The 20,361-nt window shown below is 43.3% G+C and carries 18 protein-coding genes; 9 read left to right on the top strand and 9 right to left on the bottom strand.

The genetic code is table 11. The annotated features are described in order from the left end of the window. Positions 1 to 55 precede the first annotated feature (55 nt). The 4 genes from recJ to BLP33_RS27750 all read left to right on the top strand — a co-directional run bounded on the left by recJ (position 56) and on the right by BLP33_RS27750 (position 4,933). Positions 56 to 1,759, top strand: a complete 1,704-nt coding sequence (gene recJ, locus BLP33_RS24595) for a single-stranded-DNA-specific exonuclease RecJ (RefSeq protein WP_090534176.1) — start codon at positions 56 to 58, stop codon at positions 1,757 to 1,759. Between the two features lie 156 nt (positions 1,760 to 1,915). Further along, positions 1,916 to 2,656: an LPS export ABC transporter ATP-binding protein gene (gene lptB, locus BLP33_RS24590; RefSeq protein WP_090534174.1), complete on the top strand. Its 741-nt coding sequence runs from the start codon at positions 1,916 to 1,918 to the stop codon at positions 2,654 to 2,656. A 7-nt stretch (positions 2,657 to 2,663) separates the two neighbouring features. Continuing rightward, complete coding sequence (locus BLP33_RS24585) at positions 2,664 to 4,205, top strand: GH3 auxin-responsive promoter family protein (protein ID WP_090534172.1); 1,542 nt, start codon at positions 2,664 to 2,666, stop codon at positions 4,203 to 4,205. A 197-nt stretch (positions 4,206 to 4,402) separates the two neighbouring features. After that, positions 4,403 to 4,933: an REP-associated tyrosine transposase gene (locus tag BLP33_RS27750; RefSeq protein ID WP_371328331.1), complete on the top strand. Its 531-nt coding sequence runs from the start codon at positions 4,403 to 4,405 to the stop codon at positions 4,931 to 4,933. A gap of 163 nt (positions 4,934 to 5,096) precedes the next feature. Here the strand turns inward: BLP33_RS27750 and folP are convergent, their stop codons facing one another. Continuing rightward, a complete protein-coding gene (folP, locus tag BLP33_RS24575) occupies positions 5,097 to 5,951 on the bottom strand; it encodes a dihydropteroate synthase (protein ID WP_090534169.1) in 855 nt (284 codons plus the stop codon). A 177-nt stretch (positions 5,952 to 6,128) separates the two neighbouring features. On the opposite strand from folP, the gene BLP33_RS24570 reads away from it, so the two are divergent. Genes BLP33_RS24570 through BLP33_RS24555 form a run of 4 tightly spaced genes read left to right on the top strand, consistent with a single transcriptional unit; the run spans position 6,129 to position 9,363 of the window. After that, the gene (locus tag BLP33_RS24570; protein WP_090534301.1) at positions 6,129 to 6,620 is read left to right on the top strand and encodes a DUF1599 domain-containing protein; all 492 of its coding nucleotides are present in this window, start codon (positions 6,129 to 6,131) and stop codon (positions 6,618 to 6,620) included. Between the two features lie 5 nt (positions 6,621 to 6,625). Then, positions 6,626 to 7,789, top strand: a complete 1,164-nt coding sequence (locus BLP33_RS24565) for a BT_3928 family protein (protein ID WP_090534167.1) — start codon at positions 6,626 to 6,628, stop codon at positions 7,787 to 7,789. A 4-nt stretch (positions 7,790 to 7,793) separates the two neighbouring features. After that, the gene (locus BLP33_RS24560) at positions 7,794 to 8,852 is read left to right on the top strand and encodes an ABC transporter permease (RefSeq protein ID WP_090534165.1); all 1,059 of its coding nucleotides are present in this window, start codon (positions 7,794 to 7,796) and stop codon (positions 8,850 to 8,852) included. Between the two features lie 10 nt (positions 8,853 to 8,862). Beyond that, positions 8,863 to 9,363, top strand: coding sequence for a shikimate kinase (locus tag BLP33_RS24555; RefSeq protein WP_090534163.1), 501 nt, complete (start codon positions 8,863 to 8,865; stop codon positions 9,361 to 9,363). A gap of 115 nt (positions 9,364 to 9,478) precedes the next feature. Here BLP33_RS24555 and BLP33_RS24550 read toward each other — a convergent pair whose 3' ends face one another. The 8 genes from BLP33_RS24550 to kbl all read right to left on the bottom strand — a co-directional run bounded on the left by BLP33_RS24550 (position 9,479) and on the right by kbl (position 17,677). Continuing rightward, positions 9,479 to 9,991 carry a phosphoribosyltransferase family protein gene (locus tag BLP33_RS24550; protein WP_090534299.1) on the bottom strand — a complete coding sequence of 171 codons (513 nt, stop codon included), beginning with the start codon at positions 9,989 to 9,991 and terminating at the stop codon, positions 9,479 to 9,481. Positions 9,992 to 10,099: 108 nt separating this feature from the next. Continuing rightward, a complete protein-coding gene (locus BLP33_RS24545) occupies positions 10,100 to 10,495 on the bottom strand; it encodes a hypothetical protein (RefSeq protein ID WP_090534162.1) in 396 nt (131 codons plus the stop codon). 153 nt (positions 10,496 to 10,648) lie between these two features. After that, positions 10,649 to 12,055 carry a 23S rRNA (uracil(1939)-C(5))-methyltransferase RlmD gene (gene rlmD / locus BLP33_RS24540; protein WP_090534160.1) on the bottom strand — a complete coding sequence of 469 codons (1,407 nt, stop codon included), beginning with the start codon at positions 12,053 to 12,055 and terminating at the stop codon, positions 10,649 to 10,651. Between the two features lie 333 nt (positions 12,056 to 12,388). Further along, positions 12,389 to 13,756 (bottom strand): cell envelope integrity protein CreD, encoded by a 1,368-nt coding sequence (creD, locus tag BLP33_RS24535; protein ID WP_254780260.1) that lies wholly within the window; start codon positions 13,754 to 13,756, stop codon positions 12,389 to 12,391. A 591-nt stretch (positions 13,757 to 14,347) separates the two neighbouring features. Continuing rightward, positions 14,348 to 14,929: a TetR/AcrR family transcriptional regulator gene (locus BLP33_RS24525; protein ID WP_090534155.1), complete on the bottom strand. Its 582-nt coding sequence runs from the start codon at positions 14,927 to 14,929 to the stop codon at positions 14,348 to 14,350. Then, positions 14,929 to 15,342, bottom strand: coding sequence for a Rieske (2Fe-2S) protein (locus tag BLP33_RS24520; protein ID WP_090534154.1), 414 nt, complete (start codon positions 15,340 to 15,342; stop codon positions 14,929 to 14,931). The genes BLP33_RS24525 and BLP33_RS24520 overlap by 1 nt, the downstream gene beginning before the upstream one ends. Then, positions 15,339 to 16,373, bottom strand: coding sequence for a phenylalanine--tRNA ligase subunit alpha (pheS, locus tag BLP33_RS24515; protein ID WP_175490108.1), 1,035 nt, complete (start codon positions 16,371 to 16,373; stop codon positions 15,339 to 15,341). Before pheS ends, BLP33_RS24520 begins: the two co-directional genes overlap by 4 nt. Positions 16,374 to 16,486: 113 nt before the next feature. After that, positions 16,487 to 17,677: a glycine C-acetyltransferase gene (gene kbl, locus BLP33_RS24510; RefSeq protein ID WP_090534150.1), complete on the bottom strand. Its 1,191-nt coding sequence runs from the start codon at positions 17,675 to 17,677 to the stop codon at positions 16,487 to 16,489. A gap of 130 nt (positions 17,678 to 17,807) precedes the next feature. Here kbl and BLP33_RS24505 point away from each other — a divergent pair, with 130 nt between their 5' ends. Beyond that, positions 17,808 to 20,288 (top strand): DUF5686 and carboxypeptidase regulatory-like domain-containing protein, encoded by a 2,481-nt coding sequence (locus BLP33_RS24505; RefSeq protein WP_090534148.1) that lies wholly within the window; start codon positions 17,808 to 17,810, stop codon positions 20,286 to 20,288. The last annotated feature ends 73 nt before the right edge of the window (positions 20,289 to 20,361 follow it).

Raw genomic sequence — 20,361 nt, 5'->3', positions numbered from 1 at the left:
ACCTTTGGCTCTTTAACAGAGCATAAGTATATTTACTGTTTCAAGCTGCAAAGATATGAATAAACGTTGGGCGCTAAAGGATAATACAAACCATGATGATGTAATAAAATTAGCCGCCCAACTCAACATTGATACCGTACTAAGCGCTATGCTTGTGCAGCGTGGTATTACCACCTTTGAAGATGCCCGCTATTTTTTTAGGCCCGATCACCGGCACCTGCATGACCCATTCCTGATGAAGGATATGGAAAAGGCCATCCTCCGTATTGAGCAGGCTATGACAACAGGCGAAAAGATCATGATCTACGGTGATTACGATGTGGATGGCACCACAGCTGTCGCGCTAACCTACAGTTTCTTCAGAAAGTTGTATACCAATATTGAATATTATATCCCCGACCGTTATAAAGAAGGATATGGGATATCTACCCAGGGAATTGACTATGCTGCTGAGCACGGTATTACCCTGATCATAGCGCTGGACTGCGGCATTAAATCAGTTGATAAAATTGACTATGCCAATGAAAAAGGCATTGATTTTATCATCTGTGATCACCATTTACCCGGAGCATCTATCCCGAACGCGGTAGCGGTGCTTGACCCCAAACGCGAAGATTGCGAATATCCATATAAGGAATTATCCGGCTGCGGCATTGGCTTCAAGCTGATCCAGGCCTATGCCGAAAAGAATGATATCCCGGTTGAAGAAGTAAACTGCTATCTCGACCTGGTGGTGATCAGCATCTCATGTGATATAGTTCATATCACCGGCGAAAACCGGGTGCTGGCACACTTCGGCCTGCAAAAAATAAATACCGATCCGTGTATAGGCGTTAAAGCTTTAATGGAGATAGCAGGCAAGACAGGGACATATACTATATCAGATGTAGTATTTTCGCTGGGTCCGCGCATTAATGCAGCCGGCAGGATAGACGACGCCAAACATGCGGTTGAATTACTGATAGCTACCGATAAAGACGTTGCCAAAGAAAAAAGCGCCATGATCAATGTGCGTAACACCGAGCGAAAAGGGCACGATCTTAACATTACCGACGAAGCGCTTGGCATGATAGAAAGCGATGAGGTATTGATTGCCCGTAAATCGACCGTGGTGTTTAATGAAGACTGGCACAAAGGTGTTATCGGTATTGTTGCCTCAAGACTAACCGAAAAATATTACCGACCAACCATTGTGCTTACCCGTTCAAACGGGCATGTAGCCGGGTCGGCTCGTTCTGTTTTAGGATATGATTTGTATGAAGCGCTTTGTGGCTGCAAAGACCTGCTGATCCAGTTTGGAGGGCATAAGTATGCGGCCGGCCTTACCATGGCCCCCGAAAACCTTGAAGCTTTTATTGAAAGGTTTGAAGAGGTGGTAAGCTCTACCATAAAACCCGAACAATTGATACAGCAAATACAAATTGACGCCGAATTACGTTTAAGCCAGATAGAACCAAAATTTTTCAGGATCCTGAGCCAATTTGCTCCTTTCGGGCCCGAAAATATGGCGCCGGTTTTCATAAGTAAAAATGTGTATGTTAGTGGTAACGCGGGTTTGGTTGGCGGCTCGCACATTAAAATGAGCGTAATGCAGGAAGGATCGGCAGCATTTGATTGCATAGCCTTTAACCACGGCCAGTACCTGGAACAATTAAGGCCGGGTGTTCCGTTCGAAATGTGCTATTCGATAGAAGAAAATGTTTGGCGCGAAAGAAGAACCATACAGTTGAATGTGAAGGGGATACGATTTGGAGATTAGAGGTTGGTGATTGGAGATTAGTTGGCTTGGTTCATGGTTGATAGATCATGGTTCATAGTCTGAAATTTTAATCAACAGAATCAGCAAAATCAAAATCATCAACGGTTAAATATCAGGGTAATCCATGAGTCCCATAAATCATGGTTCAGACAAAAAATGATACTAAGAGCAGATAATTTAGTTAAGAAATACAAGCAGCGTACCGTTGTTAACGACGTGTCTTTTGATGTGGCACAGGGCGAAATTGTTGGTTTACTTGGGCCTAACGGCGCGGGTAAAACCACATCATTTTATATGATAGTAGGTTTGATAAAACCTAACGAAGGCACTATTCACCTGGATAATGAAAACATAACCCAGGACCCCATGTACCGCCGTGCCCAAAAGGGCATAGGCTACCTGGCGCAGGAAGCATCGGTATTCAGGAAGCTTTCGGTTGAGGATAACATCAAGGCCGTGCTTGAAATGGGCGATATGTCTAAAGAAAAGCAAAAAGATAAGCTGGAAGAACTGATCGATGAGTTTAGCTTGCACAAAGTGCGTAAAAACCGGGGCGACCTGCTATCGGGCGGCGAACGCCGCCGTACAGAAATAGCCCGCGCGCTTGCTGCTGAGCCTAACTTTATTTTGCTTGATGAGCCCTTTGCAGGGGTTGACCCGATTGCGGTAGAGGAGATCCAGGCGATGGTGGCTAAACTGCGTACCCGCAACATCGGTATATTAATAACCGACCACAACGTGCAGGAAACGCTATCGATCACCGACCGCGCATACCTGCTTTTTGAAGGTAAAATATTAGAATCAGGCGTGCCCGAGGTATTGGCTGAGAATGAAATGGTGAGGAAAGTGTATCTTGGGGCAAACTTTGTGCTTAAAAGAAAGGTTTTTCCTCAATAATAACCCTATGACCCTCTTTAACTCCGTATTTACCTGGTTCATGAAAAAGCGTATCCACCAGATAGAGCTTTTTATGAAGTACCCTAATGAAGTGCAGGAAGAATGGTTTGAGCAACTGGTATCGGTTGCCGAAAACACGGAGTGGGGAAAAAAATACCAGTATAAAAGTATCGAAAACCTGAACCAGTTCAAGGAGCGTGTCCCCATACAAAATTACGATACGTTAAAGCCTTACATTGAGCGGATGCTCAAAGGCGAAAAAAATGTACTGTGGCCTTCAGAGATCCGCTGGTTTGCCAAATCATCAGGCACTACCAGCGACAGAAGCAAATTTATCCCGGTAAGTGAGGAAGCATTGGAAGAATGCCACTTTAAAGGTGGTAAAGACCTGCTCACCATTTATTTTAATAATCAGCCTAACGCGCGTATGTTTACGGGGAAAATCCTAACACTTGGAGGCAGTCACCAGATCAGTCAGTTAAGTCCGGATACTTCCTTTGGAGATCTTTCGGCGGTGATCATGAAAAACCTGCCCATGTGGGCCGAATTTCACCGTACACCGCATTTAGACATCGCCCTGCTCGAAAACTTTGAGGAAAAAATTGAGAAGATAGCCCATGCTACCAAGGATGTTAATGTTACCAGTATCAGCGGGGTACCCACCTGGAACCTGGTGCTGTTTAAACGCATCCTGGAGATCACCGGCAAAAATAACCTGCTTGAAATTTGGCCCAACCTGGAAATGTATTTCCATGGCGCGGTGAATTTTACACCTTACCGCGAGCAGTTTAAAAAGCTGATCCCTCACGAGGATATGTATTACCTCGAAAATTATAACGCTTCCGAAGGCTTCTTCGGCATACAAGATACCAAAGAGCCCGGCGATATGCTGCTGATGCTTGATTACGGTGTTTTTTACGAGTTTTTACCGATCGAAAACCTTCACGATGAAAACCCTGAAACGCTTACCCTTGATGAGGTGGAACTGAACAAAAACTACGCGCTCATCATATCAACCAATGCGGGCCTGTGGCGCTACATGATAGGGGATACCATTAAGTTTTCGTCGCTTTCGCCGTTCAGGATCCAGATCACAGGTCGTACCAAACATTTTATCAATGCCTTTGGCGAGGAGGTAATCATTGACAATGCCGAACGTGCATTGGACGAAGCCTGTTCACAAACCGGTGCCGTTATCAGGGAATACACGGCAGCTCCTGTTTATTTTAACGGCAATGAATGCGGTGCCCATGAGTGGATCATTGAGTTTGAAAAGAAGCCGGCCGAGTTTGAACGTTTTGTTGACCTGTTGGATGAAACCCTGCGCCGCATCAATTCAGACTACGATGCCAAGCGTTTTAAAGACCTTGCACTGCGCCGCCCGATAGTACGCCGCGCACCTGATGGTACTTTCTTTAACTGGATGAGAGAAAAAGGAAAATTGGGCGGTCAGCATAAGGTACCACGCCTGGCTAATGACAGGGAATATGTGGACGCTATTTTGAAAATGATGGAGGGGGCTTTTCAGAATCAGGACTTTAAGAATTAAGAAGCAAGAAAAATATAAAGTTGTTATAGCGAGTAGCAGGCCGGAGGCCTGGGGATAGTTACCACTCGGCTGGAGCCGAGCGGTGGCGGAATAATAAAAAAATATATAAAAAAAACACGCTGATGCTCGGCTCCAGCCGAGTATCGACTATCAAGCGGCCTCTGGCGGCCGTAGTCAAAGCCTAAAATCAAACCTAAATCATATCAGAATTCAGAAAAGCCAATACAGATCGCCCGTTTTTCGTAACCCTCACGATAGTTGGCTGGATAGATATTTTCACCCGGTCTGAATATTGCGAAGAGTTTTTAAATAACCTGGAATTTTGCAGAAAAAACAAGGGCTTAAAGGTGTATGCTTATTGTATAATGAGTAGCCATATTCATTTGATTATTGAATGGGAGGAAGCAAAACTTCCGCAAATTATAAGAGACCTCAAAAGTTATACAGCTAAGCGTATTATAGCATTGATAACTAATAGCTATACGGAAAGCAGAAAAGAATGGCTGCTTTATATGTTCAGGTACTTCGCGAACAGCACTCAACAAAACAGCGAATATCAATTTTGGCAAAAAACCATGCATCCTACTGAACTAATAACTGCCAAAGTATTTGATCAGAAGGCAGATTATATCCATAATAACCCGGTTGAAGCGATGATCGTTAACGATCCTGTAGCTTATGTGTATAGTAGCGCTAACCCTGATTCTGTGTTTAAGGTTGACGAGTAGCAGTTAATTGTTTGGGCTGCGGCGGCCGGGAGGCCGCGAAATAGTCGACACTCGGCAGGAGCCGAGCGTCAGCGTGGTGTATGTTGGGGAATAAACAAAAGGCGCCGGCGCTCGACTCCTGCCGAGTGCCAAACTATCAAGCGGCCCTCCCGGCCGCCGTAGCTCAAATCTGGCAAGCCTCCCAAATCTTCACCGCCTCCACGGCCTCTTTCACATCATGTACCCTCAAAATATTGGTACCTTTCGTCAATGCAATAGTATTTAAAGCTGTAGTACCATTCAACGCCTCTTCCGCCGTATTCCCCAGTAAACCGTAGATCATCCTTTTACGGGAGATACCAGTAAGCACCGGTAAACCCAACATATTAAATTCATTCATCCGGCTCATCAGTTCATAGCTATGCTCCGCTTTTTTGGCAAAGCCAAAGCCCGGGTCGAGGATCACGTCATGTACGCCAAGCCGTTTTAATTCGCTGTATTTCGAGAGAAAATAATCAAACACTTCGCGAAATACATCATCATATTCGGTCAGTTGGTTCATGGTTTGCGGTGTGCCTTTCATGTGCATCAAAATATATGGCACTTGCAGGCGGGCAACAGTAGCAAACATGTCACCATCAAGCATGCCGCCTGATATATCATTGATAATATGCGCGCCGCCTTTTACTGCCGCTTCGGCAACCTTTGCCCGAAAAGTATCTATCGACATGATAGCTTCCGGGAATTGGGCAGCAATAGCTTCAACAACAGGCAATAACCTGTCTGTTTCTTCCTGTGTTGAAATATCAACCGCTCCGGGGCGTGATGAATACGCGCCGACGTCCAAAAATGTTGCACCATCAGTCAGCATTTTTTCTGCTTGTTTTAAGGCTTCATCAACGCCGGGTTTGCGGCTATCGGCAAAAAACGAATCGGGGGTTATATTGATAATGCCCATTACTTTTGGTGATGAAAGATCAATCAATCGGCCCCCGGCATTAAGTGTAACTTTTTTACGGAAAAATGTATTTTTAGTCACGGTTAGTTAAGTGTTGCAAAGTTATAATACGGCAAAGTTAACTAACTTTACAGGCGCAGGCTTCAAAACCTTCCAACATTTAAGCTTTACAACGTTACAACAAACAAAACATAGCATCTTTTGACTAATACAGCAGCAGAATACGAAGGCGTAATTAATATATGTAAAGGCCTTTTCATGAAAAAGACCCGCGACTACGGCACCGCATGGCGTATCCTCCGTCCGCAATCCATTACCGATCAGATTTTTATCAAGGCCCAGCGCATCCGCACTTTAGAAGAGAAGAAAATTTCAAAAGTGGGGGATGATATCACCGGCGAATACATCGGCATTGTTAACTATTGTGTGATAGCCATGATGCAGCTGGAATGCGGCCCCGAAATGTCGACCGAGCTTAACCCTGATCATGTGAGCCAGATGTTTGACGAGAAGGTGAATGAAACCAAAGAGCTGATGTTTGCCAAAAATCATGATTACGGCGAAGCATGGCGCGATATGCGCATAAGTTCATTGACAGATCTGATACTGATGAAACTGCTCCGCGTAAAACAGATAGAAGATAATCAGGGCCTTACAGAAGCTTCAGAAGGTGTAAAAGCCAATTACCAGGATATGCTGAACTATGCCGTTTTCGCGCTGATCAAGCTTAATATACATCTGGGCAAATAAAGCTTATGAAAAATACATCATCAAATAGCGCTGTAATATGGATCCCACGCTTATTGGTGGGCTTATTGTTTATATTTTCGGGAGCGATCAAAGCCAATGATCCGCTGGGCTTTTCGTATAAGCTGGTTGAGTATTTTGAGGTTTTTCATATGACTTTCCTCAATGGGCTTGCGCTTACGATGGCTATTGTGTTATGCGCGCTTGAAATGTTGCTGGGTTTCGCTTTACTAATAGGTGCCCGCGCTGTTAAGGTTGCCTGGGGCTTGTTATTGTTGATTATCTTTTTTGGCTTTTTAACTTTTTACTCGGCTTTTTTTAAAGTGGTGCAAACCTGCGGCTGCTTTGGCGATGCCATTCCCTTAACACCATGGCAGTCCTTCAGTAAGGATATGGTTTTGCTTGCTCTGGTGCTGGTATTGTTTGTAAAGCGCAAAGAAATTAAGCCATTATTTAGCGCGAAGGTTGGCGATAAGTGGTTGATATGCGCTGCCGTAGTTTCGGTTGGCTTCGGCGTATACACCTACAACTTTTCGCCGGTCATTGATTTTCTGCCATACAAAATAGGTGCTAGCCTGCCCGACGAAATGAAGATCCCGCCCGGTGCACCTCTTGACGAGTTTGAACTTACCTATCACCTCAAAAACAAAAAGACTGGCGCTACCAGGGTGATGAACGATAAGGAATACCTTAAAAGTAATATCTGGAAGGACGCCAGTTGGGAAGTTGTTGGTGACCCGGAAAACCGCCTGGTGAAAAAGGGATATGAGCCTAAAATTCGTGACCTGGCTATCCAGGATGAACAGCGGAACGACTATACCAAAGAATTACTTTCGAGCCCTTTTTATAGCCTGTTCATTGTAGCCTATGATTTGAGCGAAACAGATAAAGATGCGATCAATCGCTTAAACGCATTGGCCATTAATTTGACTGATAATTATAATATCCGTACCGTACTGCTCACCTCAAATTCCGCAGCCGATGCCAAAGCGTTTGCCAAAGAGCATAAGCTGATCAGCGAAATCTTTTATGCAGATGGTGTTCCGCTGAAATCAATGGTGCGTTCCAATCCGGGCGTTTTGTTAATTAAGAATGGCACCGTTATTAATAAATGGCATTATCATTCGGTGCCTAAATACGAAGACATAGTAAAGGAATACTTACAGAAATAACCAAATGATCCCCTACCTGCTCCGCAAATTAATGTACGGGCTGGCAGTAATGCTGGGGGTGGTGTTTGTTGTTTTTTTCCTGTTCAATATTTTACCTGTCGACCCTGCCCGCATGACCCAGGGACAGCGTGCCGACGTACAATCGCTTCAGGCCGTACGCAAAGAGTTTGGGCTGGATAAACCGGTACCGGTGCAATTTGCCTATTATCTGAATGATCTTTCCCCATTAGGTATCCATCTTAATGCGGCTGACGAGCAACAGCGCTACGGCTATGTAAAACTATTCCCGGTGAGCAAAAGCAAAGTGCTGGCGTTGAAATGGCCTTATTTAAGGCGTTCATACCAAACCCGTAAAGATGTAGCTTCATTATTGATGGAAGTGATCCCGAATACACTGGTGCTTGCCGCGGCTGCCATGATCTTCGCTATTATTATCGGTGTTTTTTTAGGCGTAGTAAGTGCTGTAAACAAAGACACCTGGATTGATAAGCTGGCTATTAGCTTTTCTACATTAGGCATTTCGGCTCCGTCATTTTTTGCCGGGATTATCATTGCGTGGATCTTTGGTTTTGTGCTCAGCAATTACACGCATTTAAACATGTCGGGCAGTTTGTATAGCTATGATCCGTTTAAAGGCGAAGTGATTACACTTAAAAACCTAATATTACCGGTTATCACTTTAGGCTTAAGGCCATTGGCTATCATTGTGCAGCTTACCCGTAACGCCATGCTCGATGTTTTGGGGCAGGATTACATCCGAACTGCCAAAGCGAAAGGATTAAGTAACCGGACGATTATTTATCGTCACGCGCTTAAAAATGCCATGAATCCGGTAATTACCGCCATTGCCAACTGGTTTGCGTCGCTTTTGGCAGGTTCGTTTTTTGTGGAATACATTTTTGGTTATAACGGATTAGGCAAAGCTACTGTTGATGCTTTGGAAATGTCGGATTTTCCGGTGGTGATGGGCTCTATATTGTTTATCGCGTTTATATTTGTGGTGATCAGTATCCTGGTGGATGTTATCTATGTTTGGATTGACCCTCGGGTAAAATTAAGCTGAAGAAATTTTTATGAAATATTTTATTGTGGGCTTTATGGGGTGTGGCAAAACAACCTGGAGCCGCAAACTTGCCGCCAAATGGGGCTACGAATTTATTGATCTTGATCATGTGCTCGAAGCCAAAGCAGGCATGAGCATAGCCGAATATTTTTCCTCATTTGGCGAGGATGCATTCCGTAAACTGGAATCGCAGGTATTGAAAGAAACTGAATATGCCGAAAATACCGTGGTATCAACCGGCGGAGGATTGCCTTGTTTTTTTGATAACATGGATTGGATGAATGCCAACGGTAAAACCCTCTACATAAAACTATCTCCCAAAACCCTGGCCGACAGGTTGGAGAACAGCAAAACCATTCGTCCGGTATTGCAAGGGAAAAAAGGCGATGAACTGGTAGAATTTATCACCGGCAAACTGGCCGAGCGTGAAGGTTTCTACCTGCAGGCAAGCAACATCGTTGAAGGGATAGATATGTCGGTTGAGAAGCTGGAAGAGGCGTTGGGGGTATAATAATATTAATATGTCATTACGAGGGACGAAGCAACCGCATGCTATACAGGGCGGATTTGCTTACGTGCGATTGCCACGCTATCGCTCGCAATGACATCGTTTTATGTATCGTATCTTACCTCAAATAAACCGCATCCTCTTCGCCATCTTCTTCGTCAAGCACTACATCAACATGCTCTTTGATAACGGTTGAAAGGGCTACACCGGCAAAATCCGTAGTGATAGGGAAACTTTTATGATTGCGGTCAACCAATACCGCGGTACGGAGCTTTTTCAGCGGAACATCCAAAAATACACCAAAGCCGTAAGCAAGGGTTTTACCGCTGTTCAGCACATCATCAACCAGTATCACCACTTTATTACTGCATTCTTCTACCTCAAAATCAATATTGGCGCTTAAGCTGCTGCTTTGTTTTTCAAGTTCGATAGTAAGCAGGCGGCTTTTGAAAGGCGCAATGCCATCGAGGATGGTTTTCAGGCGCTCGGCAATGTGGTTGCCACGCGGCAGGATACCGGCTATCAATATTTCATCCTCGTCAAAGTTGTCCTCCAGTATCTGGTAGGCCATCCTGTCGAGCTTTTGCTGGATCTGTTGCTTATTTAATATGAGAAGCTTTTTTTCAGGCATTTTTATCAGCATTATTTGTTGCTCTTTTTAAAAGAGCTTTTATGCGGAATGGTGATAAAACTACATTAGGTTTATTTCCCGCACGTCTCAAATTTATATAAATAAAACTTACTTAGCGTAAGGGAAAAACACAAAGTTTGCGCCTTCGGGAACCACTACAAATACGCACATAAATTGGTACGGATCTTTGTAGCTGTTAACAAAGCGTTCTTTCAGTACAGGCTTTATAACGTCTCGTTCTACAAATTCTTCCAATGTAGAAGCATGAATACTCCATTCCGAGTTTAAATCATGACGATCAAGGATTAATTCGCCTAAACTAAGTTCGTGCTGATGAGCTATGAAAATAGGGTAGGAAGAGAGTCCTTCGTTAATGATCTCTTCGGCTATTTCTTTAATTGAGTCGTTAAAATATTTCAGGTCACGCTCCAAACTTATCAGCGGACTATCAGCCGCCGGTTTGTTGCGTTCATTTCCTTCGTTAAGCAGTTCTTCAGGGTTCATGACCGTTGATTTTTTTGATTACGCTGATTTCGTTGATTTTTTTGGGATTACACCGATTTGTTTTTGTGATCGTACCGATTCTTAAACATCATAGCTATGAACTATCAACAATGAACCATACGCTAAGAAAAACTAATCTCTAACCTCTAACCTCTAATCTCTCAAAACAAGCAACACCACATTCTCCACGTGCTGGGTATGCGGAAACATATCTACCGGCTGAATTTTAACCGTATCATATTTTTCTTTTAGCACCAGCAGGTCACGGGCCTGGGTGGCGGCATTGCAGCTTACATAAACAATTTTAGGAGCTTCAATTTCCATTAAGCGGGCTACTACATCAGGGTGCATGCCTGCACGTGGTGGGTCGGTAATGATCACATCCGGCTTGCCATGCTCAGCTACGAAATCGGCCACCAATACATCTTTCATATCACCCGCATAAAACTTGGTGTTGGTGATATTGTTAATGGCCGAATTTACCTTAGCATCTTCAATAGCAGTTGGTACATACTCAACACCAACAACTTCACGCACGTGACCGGCAACAAAGTTGGCAATGGTGCCGGCGCCGGTGTAAAGGTCATAAACCAATTCATCGCCTTTAAAGCCCGCAAAATCGCGGGTTATTTCATACAGACGAAGTGCCTGTACAGAGTTGGTCTGGTAAAATGACTTAGGCCCTATGCGGAACTTGATGCCATTCATTTCCTCGTGGATATATTCGGGGCCTTTAAAGGCTACAACATCCTGGTCAAAAATAGTATCGTTCTTTTTCTGGTTTACGATATATAACAATGAAGTTATTTCCGGGAAACGGGCGTCAATGTGGCTCATCAGGTTATCAATCTCGCTTTGTTCTGCGTAAGCGAAAACTACAATCACCATGATCTCGCCGGTTGATGAGGTACGTACAACCAAATTGCGGAGCATACCGCTGTGATTACGCAGATCGTAATACGTATAACCCTGTTGAATGGTAAAATCACGGATCTCGTTACGCAGACTGTTGGAGGGCTCAGCCTGCAGATAGCAATGGTTTACGTCCAGGATCTTATCAAACCTGCCCGGAATATGAAAACCCAGAGCATTCATGTTCAGTGTACCATCTTCTTTGTTTTCACCATCGTAAAGCCAGCGTTTGTTGGAGAAGGTAAATTCAAGCTTGTTGCGGTAATATCTGTCGGCCGGCGAAGGCACGATAGGCATGATACCTTCAACGTTGATCTTAGCCAGGCGACTTAAGGCATCTACAACTGACTTTTGTTTAAATTTAAGTTGTGCTTCGTAAGTCATGTGCTGCCATTTGCAGCCGCCGCAGGTGCCGAAGTGCTCGCAAAAAGCTTGTGTGCGGTATTCAGAAGCTTGTTTTAATTCGGTGATCTTGCCTTCGCCGAAGTTTTTCTTACTCCGGTACACTTGTACATCGGCAATGTCGCCGGGTACGGCTTTATCTACGAAAAGAACAAAATCATCTGCCTTGCCTACACCTTTGCCTTCTTCGGCAATATCAATGATCTGTACGTTTTCAAAAAACTTTGGTTTGTTAGCTTTACTCATCAGGCTGCAAAGTTAACCCTATTTATTTAATCCTGAAAATGGGAGAGGAGAGACAAAAGAAAGCCGGTCGCCTTTAAAAGACGTTACGATCTTAAGCAGGATCTCTAAGCAAATAAACTTAGCAGATAGTTAACCATATTATCGTCAACGGTAATATCTTCTATCTCAAATTGCTCATCAATCAGGTCGGAAAGTTCTGTTAGTTCGCGGCTCATAAAATAAAATTTACTATGCTAACATAGTAAATTTTAAACTAAAAACCAAATTGGTATAAGGTTTAATTTATAATCAGCAAAGATTTCTGAAACCTTTGCTGATTAATGTGTATAGTGCTTAATTTTTATCCCAATTTATCTTGCGCGAAAAGTACATCAACACGGCTATAATGATAAACAGCGCGATACTGCCAACCATTAAGGCAAGATCTTCCAGTTGAATGATGACAAAAATAAAGGCATAAAACACCGCTAAAATAAAAGCGAACAGTAACGCCGCCTTCCCGTTTTTGAGCAGGGATGATATAAATATGGATATAAGTGCTATGGTTGATACAGAAGCAATAAGATAAGCCATGTTGTAGCCAACCTGCTCAGAAAACGACAACAGCAACGTGTAGTAAATAACCATAGCCGCACCAATCAGTATGTAATTGAACATATGTATCGGTTGTTTGCGGATAACCTCGGTTAAAAACAAGGAGATAAAGGTAAGCAGGATAATGAATATCGCATACTTACTGGTACGCATGGTTTTCTGGTACTGGTCAACCGGGAGACGAAGTTTTACACCAAAAGTGGCCTCTTCCAGTTTTTTGTCGTTATCCAACGTTTTTTGCTGACCGGTCCACTGTTGCGGGAATGGCCGGTTGTAATACATCATACGCCAGCCGGCGCTAAAGCCGCCGGTATCAACTTTAGAATCATCGGGGAGGAAATTGCCATCAAAGCTCGGGCTGCTCCAGTTGCCATTTACCCGCACATCGGTAGTTTTACCCATTTGTAAAAAGCTTAATCCTTCACTGCCTTTCAGATCAAGCGTGTAATCAAATGGAATTTCATTATTGTTTATTGCTGAAAGGTCAACACCGGCCTGCAAACCATTGCCAAATACGGATTCAAATGAAGGTTCGGCGCTAAGTGTGGGTTGAGTTGTTTTTATAACCGGGTTGCTTTTCAAACCTTTCAGGTCGCTCACACTAAATTCAAACCTGGCTTTGTTTAAAAGAAGCTGGTTTATATTTATACCGAGTGAGGAGAGATCAAGCCTGGCAAAATTACCGCTTACTTTTACCTGCGTATTGTATACCGCCACGTCAAAAATACCCCGGTGCCTAAGCTGTGTTGTAAGGCCTGCCTTAATGTGAAGGTTGTCGGGCAAAATGTACAGGTTTTCTATAAGCGTCTGCTTAGCTGTATCGGTCATATTTATTCCTTTTTTATAAGGGATAACCAATATCGGGCCTTTGATAATCTGGCTGGCCGACCAGCTTTCTGATACCTCTTTGGCCGTTTCACCCTGTCTGACTGCACGTTCGGTTACCAGGTTTTGGACGAAGGCTGATGGAATTAAGAGTAAAAGCGCCAATAGCCCGATAAAGATCAATTTAAATGTTGCCGACTCCCTGAGCCAGCCCAATGTTGTTTGTTTTGGTGATTGTTCCTCTATCATGATTGCTTGGGTATAAAGTACTTTGTATTTCAAAGTTTCTGATTAAAAAGAAAGGCTTTGCTTAAGCCTGTGACAAATATAATGTAAAGTACTTTGTATTTCAAAGTAATTGTCGATTTTTTTAGGATTAGAAACTCTCTTCTTTAATGATATGTACCAGATCACCATTTTTTGATAGTTTTATTGCTGATGAAAAAGACCGATGAATATATGTTGAATAGAATAATGTGGAAAGCTGACAAACATGAGATTTGTACAATGTTAGATGACCATACATCTTTTTTCAACGATCTTTCAGAACCGATTAAATTATACCTGAAATCTAATTTAATAGCAGGTTTGAGCGGGATCCCGGTGCTTTTCTTTACTAAATCTTCAAACCAATGGACATTACTTTGTACGAAACAGGTGATAGGTTGTAGCGGAGAAAATATTTTCAGAATCAATTTTCAGAATATTGCTAAAATAGAGGCCTTTCAAACCAATAGAAACATGAAATAAAAAAGAATGGGATAAGTTATCCGTTTTTGATGATGAGGGCAACTGTCATATTTTATATGTTAGTAACGGATATATTCATAATGTCTTGCACAATATTCTGTTAATGTGCCGCCAATTAGCTACTTAAACCGAAACCGCCGCCTTAACCAGATAGGGCAGGATCTCTTTCTGAAAAGAAACAAAATTTTTCCGCACATCCGAATCACTTACCGAAGTAAATGCAAAGCTAAACACGATGCTTTTACTGCACTTGATCAGGAAGCGTAAGCGCTGTTGGTAAGTTTCGTGCTTGCGGATGCCGGGCAATTGGATAAACGATGCCATGAGCAGTTCTTCCAGTTCGTTAGATAGGTTCTTTAAAAAATCCTGTGAGTTAGTTGACTCTCGGATGAAATCCCAGCCGATAAACTCGTTACAAACAGTATAGGAGAGGCGGCAGGTTTTCATGATGAGGTTATTGAGATAAACCTCTTCATCAATATCATTCCAATTGCTTTGTACCAGGTCGTCAACGCTGGCTTTAATGTAGTCCATCAGCAGTACGTGTAATACGGCCTCTTTGCTATCGAAGTATTTATAGATGGTTGCCTTGGCAATTTTTGCCTTTTTGGCAATCTCGTTAACACTGGTTTTATGGTACCCGAATTTGCGGAAAAGTTCCTGTGCCGCCCGCTTAATACTATCTTTTATTTTATCGGCTTCCATTAATTAGTTACTTGAATTTCAAACTGGGTAACAGCTACCCTATAGGTTCTTAATGCCTTTGTGGCCGGGGCTTTTACCGGTGTGCCATCTTCAAGGCTAAACTTTGAACCGCTGCAGGGATCGGTTACCGTAAAGCCTGTATTGTCAATTGTTACGGCGCATTTTTTTTCGGGCTGATAGCTGCTACACCGGTCGTAGGCCGCATAAGTGCCGTTCACTTTACGGTAAATGATCAATCCGGACACACCATAACCATTAACGGCCACCGCGCCGCCCGCAACGTTAAGGGGGCTCAATGCCGGTGTGCCCAATGCGGCCTGGAAATTAACAGGTACACTCGGTACATTATCGGTTGCTTTTCCGCACGAAAAGCAACCGATAACTACCAATAATATTATAGTGAGTTTCCTCATAACATTTCAGTTTGGAACTGTTTAAGGAAACGTACATCGTTTTCTGAAAACAGGCGCAGGTCGCGGATTACATATTTTAAGTTGGCGATACGCTCCATACCCATACCAAAGGCAAAGCCTGTATATTTTTTACTGTCGATACCGCAGTTTTCCAAAACGTTAGGATCAACCATACCGCAGCCTAAAATTTCCACCCAGCCACTGTGTTTACACATGTTACAACCGGCACCGCCGCAAATGGTACACGAAATATCCATCTCGGCTGATGGCTCGGTGAACGGGAAGTATGACGGACGGAAACGTACCCTTGTACCTTCGCCATAAAGCTCCTGCACAAAGTGGTAAAGGGTTTGTTTCAGATCAGAGAAAGATACATTCTCATCAACATACAAACCTTCAACCTGGTGGAAAAAGCAATGCGCGCGGGCCGAAATAGCCTCGTTACGATAAACCCTGCCCGGCATAATTGCACGGAACGGTGGTTTGCCGGCTTCCATCATCCGTACCTGTACAGATGAGGTGTGGGTACGCAGCGCAATATCATCTTTACCATTATTCTTTTTAATAAAGAAGGTATCCTGCATGTCACGTGCCGGGTGCTCTTCGGGGAAGTTCAGGGCCGAGAAATTATGCCAGTCATCTTCAATTTCCGGGCCTTCGGCAACAACGAAGCCTAAACGTTTAAAAATATCGATGATCTCGTTACGCACCAACGATAACGGGTGGCGTGAGCCAACAGTGAAACCGTCACCGGGTAAAGTAAGATCGATTTCGGATTTTGCAGAGCCCGTATCCGCTGTAACATTTTCCTTCAGCTCGTTATATTTAGCCTCGGCCAGTTGTTTAAACTCGTTAAGTACCTTTCCGAAAGTGCGTTTCTCTTCCGGACTAACGCTTTTAAACTGCTCAAAAAGGTCTTTAATAATACCCTTGGTGCCTAAAAATTTAATACGGAACGCCTCCAGTTCATCAGCATTAGCTGGCGAAAAAGCATTGATCTCGGCGGTATATTGGTCTATCTGAGCTTGCATTATAATGTATTGTTTGTAATTCTTTTTGTTGTTATCTCTGCTCCCTGATTATTGGTGGCTAAGGAGATAGCTGTTATAGATTGATATTTGTGCGTAGGGCAGCAAATATACGACTATTTAAGCACTCCCAGTTCCTTACCCACCTTAGTAAACGCTGCAATAGCTTTATCCAAATGGTGCATATCATGCGCTGCCGAGATCTGTACCCTGATCCTTGCTTTACCTTGCGGTACTACCGGATAGTAAAAGCCTATTACATAAATACCTTCGTCAAGCATTTTTGCAGCAAACTCCTGGGCCAGCTTGGCATCATATAACATAACCGGGACTATAGGATGTACGCCGGGTTTAATATCAAAACCTGCTTCCGTCATTTTTTGACGGAAGTATTGCGTATTGCTTTCCAGTTTATCGCGAAGCTCTGTGGTTTCGCTTAGCATATCCAATACCGCTATTGAGGCACCGGTAATAGCAGGAGCTAAAGTATTCGAAAACAAATACGGGCGTGAACGCTGGCGCAGCATGTCAATGATCTCTTTACGGCCCGATGTAAAACCGCCCGACGCACCACCCAAGGCCTTACCTAATGTACCGGTGATGATATCAATCCTGCCCATAACGTTATGGTGCTCATGCGTACCACGACCGTTTTTGCCCATAAAGCCCGAGCAATGGCTCTCATCGATCATGACCAGCGCGTTGTATTTATCAGCCAGGTCGCAGATCTTATCTAACTGGGCAATGGTGCCGTCCATGCTGAAAGCGCCATCAGTAACGATGATTCGGTGACGCAATTCCTGGGTAGCTTTTAATTTTTCTTCCAAGTCGGCCATATCATCGTGTTTATAACGATAGCGTTGTGCTTTACACAGGCGCACACCGTCAATGATCGAGGCATGGTTCAACTCGTCAGAAATTATGGCATCCTGATCGTTGAACAAAGGTTCAAACACGCCGCCGTTGGCATCAAAAGCTGCCGCATAAAGAATGGTATCTTCAGTGCCTAAAAACTCGGCTATCTTTTTTTCAAGCTCTTTGTGAATATCCTGTGTACCGCAGATAAAACGTACAGATGATAAACCGTAGCCATGGGTATCCATAGCAGCTTTGGCGGCTTCAATCACTTTGGCATTGCCCGATAGACCGAGATAGTTATTGGCGCAAAAGTTAATTACTTCGGCACCACCCTGTACCGTAATATCGGCGCCCTGGGGCGAAGTGATGATCCGTTCCTTTTTGTATAACCCGGCATTTTCAATTTCGGTTAGCTCCTGCTGTAAAACCGGCTTTAGTGTGTTGTACATAGCGTGCGTGTTTTAAAGGGTACAAAATTAAGCATTCGCGGGCATTTGGTTGGGTTTATTAAACCTTAAATAATTATTAACTGAATAATAAAACATTTTTAGGCCATAACACATTACCCATAAGTAACATATGAGAAAATATATACTACTATTAATCACTGCTTTCAGCGTAATAACGGCCTCCGCGCAGCAATCACTTTTAACAGGAAAAATAACCGATAAGGATGGGCAGGCCATTCCATTTGTTTCTATTTATATCCGTAATTCCACCTATGGTACAACTGCCAACGAAAACGGAATTTACCAGTTTAAACTTGCTCCCGGTACCTATAACGTCATATATCGTTATGTTGGATATACTGAAAAGATAGAGCAGGTCACCATAACAGATCAGGATCAGGAACATAATGTACAAATGGCCGATGAAGTATTTGCCACCAACAGAGTAGCCGAAACCTATCGTAAAAACCGGGATGCTGCCGATACCATTATGAAGCAAGTGCTGAAAAAGCGCAAATACTATATTGAGGAGGCCACTTCATACTCCTGTGCTGTTTATATCAAAGGTGTACAAAAATTACTGAGCGTACCTAAATCACTGTTGGGGCAGGAGGTAAGAAAAACCCTCGATCTGGATACAAACGGTAGGGGGATACTTTACCAGTCCGAATCACTATCTGAATATAATTTTCAAAAGCCCAACAAGGTACGCGAGATTACCATTGCCAATCGGATGGCGGGGCAGAATACAGCATTTGGCTACAAAAAAGCGTCCGACCTGCAGGCTAATTTTTATCAGAACGTATTTATCATCAACGGATTGGCTACCCGAGGCTTTGTTTCTCCGGTCGCGTCATATGGTCCCAGGTTTTATAATTACAAGTTGCTGGGAACCTCTGTTGAAAACGGGCATACTATTCATAAGATTCACGTAACCCCTAAACGCGGCCATGGCCAATATTTTCAGGGCGATATTTATATTGTTGACAGCGACTGGCGCATTTACAGCGTTGACCTGTTTATTGAAAATAAAACAAGCAACCTTAACCTGGTTGATACTTTAAAGATCAGGCAGCAATACATCGCTATTACTGATAGTGTGTGGATGCCGGCATCAACCCAGTACAACTTTAAAGGAGCTGTTTTCGGATTTAAATTTGGCGGATATTACGCAGCTGTTTACAACAATTATAAAATCAACCCAACCTTCCCCGATAACTTTTTTACCGGTGAGATCCTTAAAATTGATACCGTAGCCAATAGTAAAAAACCGGGCTATTGGGCCGATGCACGACCAATACCCTTAACTGCTTCTGAAGATCGTGATTACAAAAAAAAGGACGCCTTTGAAGAATATAAAAAGACAGATACTTACCTGGATTCGCTTCAGCATCATAAAAATCATATCAATTATCCGGGCTACCTGATTTTTGGTTACGCGGCCAGCAATAAAAGCAACAGGGACTCATTATACATCTTCCCGTTTATACAAACCTTTTATTACAATACGGTCGAGGGATTCGGCATTAATGCCAAGGTAAGTTATATCCGCACTATTGATGATTTTCATTCGCTTACAGTTACGCCGGCTGTGCGCTATGGCTTCTCTAATAAGATCTTCAGCGCCAATATGGGTATTGATTATAAAAATGATCCTTTTCATAATGAAAAATTTTATGCCGATTTTGGCAGCGATGTGCTTGATCTCAACAACGTGGGCACGCGTTCGTTATATTTCAACACGCTGAGTACGCTGCTTAGCGAAAACAATTACGTTAAATATTACCGTAGCCATTATGGCGATTTTGGCTATCAGCGTGAAGTATTAAACGGCGTGTTTTTAAAAGGAGGTTTGTCGTATTCAAGTCGTTCGCAGCTTTACAATACGTCTTTTAGCAAGATAAAGGATATTAAGGACCGCCAGTTTACATCAAATAACCCATTAGCCCCTCCGGGTACCCCGGCGGATGACCATTCCTTTTTGTTTCCGGATAACCAGGCGCTGGTATTTAACGCGTCGGCCATCTTTACTTTCGATCAGCGGTACGAAACCAGACCCACAGGCAAGTTCAACCTGCCTTCAAAATATCCAATCTTAACTGTAAACTACCGTAAAGGGTTTAAAAATATCATTGGCTCGGATGTAGATTATGATTTTGCCTCAGTCGACCTTTCGCAGGACCATATCCGTGTCGGTCTTTCGGGTTATTCATCATTTAAAGTGTCGGGCGGAGGATTTTTTAATAATAACACCCTGTACTATATGGATTATAACCACTTTTTAGGTAACCAGGGCACCACTTTCGACCCTACCTATGTGGGCAGCTTTCACTTCCTGCCGTTTTATACCTACAGTACCAACGGCGCATTTTTAGAAGCACATTACCAGCATAACTTTGCAGGTTCGTTATTTAACCGGATCCCGCTGTTAAGAAAATTGAAGCTCGAAGAAATCATCGGCGCCAACTACCTTACCACCAAAAATAACCGTAATTACCGCGAGTTTTATGTGGGAGTGCAGCGCCTCATCTTCCGGGTTGACTACGGTATCTCGTACGCCGGCGATAAAAAATACATCCAGGGGTTCAGGATCTTTTATGGGATAAGATAAGGAAAAAGGTTAAAGACGAAAGGTCAAAGGTTTTATGAAAGAAGCAAGCCGCGGAGCCCTTTCATATAAAAGG

Source organism: Mucilaginibacter sp. NFR10 (genome assembly GCF_900100445.1).
Lineage (GTDB): Bacteria > Bacteroidota > Bacteroidia > Sphingobacteriales > Sphingobacteriaceae > Mucilaginibacter > Mucilaginibacter rubeus.
This window is presented reverse-complemented; position numbering and strand designations above follow the sequence as displayed.

What these genes read in the sequence shown, in the direction of transcription:
- rlmD (WP_090534160.1), bottom strand. Translation starts at nt 12,055, where the DNA reads ATGAGTAAAGCTAACAAACCAAAGTTTTTTGAAAACGTACAGATCATT.
- BLP33_RS24570 (WP_090534301.1), top strand. Translation starts at nt 6,129, where the DNA reads ATGAAAAAGACCCGCGACTACGGCACCGCATGGCGTATCCTCCGTCCG.
- recJ (WP_090534176.1), top strand. Translation starts at nt 56, where the DNA reads ATGAATAAACGTTGGGCGCTAAAGGATAATACAAACCATGATGATGTA.
- pheS (WP_175490108.1), bottom strand. Translation starts at nt 16,373, where the DNA reads ATGCAAGCTCAGATAGACCAATATACCGCCGAGATCAATGCTTTTTCG.
- BLP33_RS24550 (WP_090534299.1), bottom strand. Translation starts at nt 9,991, where the DNA reads ATGCCTGAAAAAAAGCTTCTCATATTAAATAAGCAACAGATCCAGCAA.
- BLP33_RS24505 (WP_090534148.1), top strand. Translation starts at nt 17,808, where the DNA reads ATGAGAAAATATATACTACTATTAATCACTGCTTTCAGCGTAATAACG.
- BLP33_RS24555 (WP_090534163.1), top strand. Translation starts at nt 8,863, where the DNA reads ATGAAATATTTTATTGTGGGCTTTATGGGGTGTGGCAAAACAACCTGG.
- lptB (WP_090534174.1), top strand. Translation starts at nt 1,916, where the DNA reads ATGATACTAAGAGCAGATAATTTAGTTAAGAAATACAAGCAGCGTACC.
- BLP33_RS24585 (WP_090534172.1), top strand. Translation starts at nt 2,664, where the DNA reads ATGACCCTCTTTAACTCCGTATTTACCTGGTTCATGAAAAAGCGTATC.
- BLP33_RS24545 (WP_090534162.1), bottom strand. Translation starts at nt 10,495, where the DNA reads ATGAACCCTGAAGAACTGCTTAACGAAGGAAATGAACGCAACAAACCG.
- BLP33_RS24565 (WP_090534167.1), top strand. Translation starts at nt 6,626, where the DNA reads ATGAAAAATACATCATCAAATAGCGCTGTAATATGGATCCCACGCTTA.
- BLP33_RS24560 (WP_090534165.1), top strand. Translation starts at nt 7,794, where the DNA reads ATGATCCCCTACCTGCTCCGCAAATTAATGTACGGGCTGGCAGTAATG.
- BLP33_RS24525 (WP_090534155.1), bottom strand. Translation starts at nt 14,929, where the DNA reads ATGGAAGCCGATAAAATAAAAGATAGTATTAAGCGGGCGGCACAGGAA.
- kbl (WP_090534150.1), bottom strand. Translation starts at nt 17,677, where the DNA reads ATGTACAACACACTAAAGCCGGTTTTACAGCAGGAGCTAACCGAAATT.
- BLP33_RS24520 (WP_090534154.1), bottom strand. Translation starts at nt 15,342, where the DNA reads ATGAGGAAACTCACTATAATATTATTGGTAGTTATCGGTTGCTTTTCG.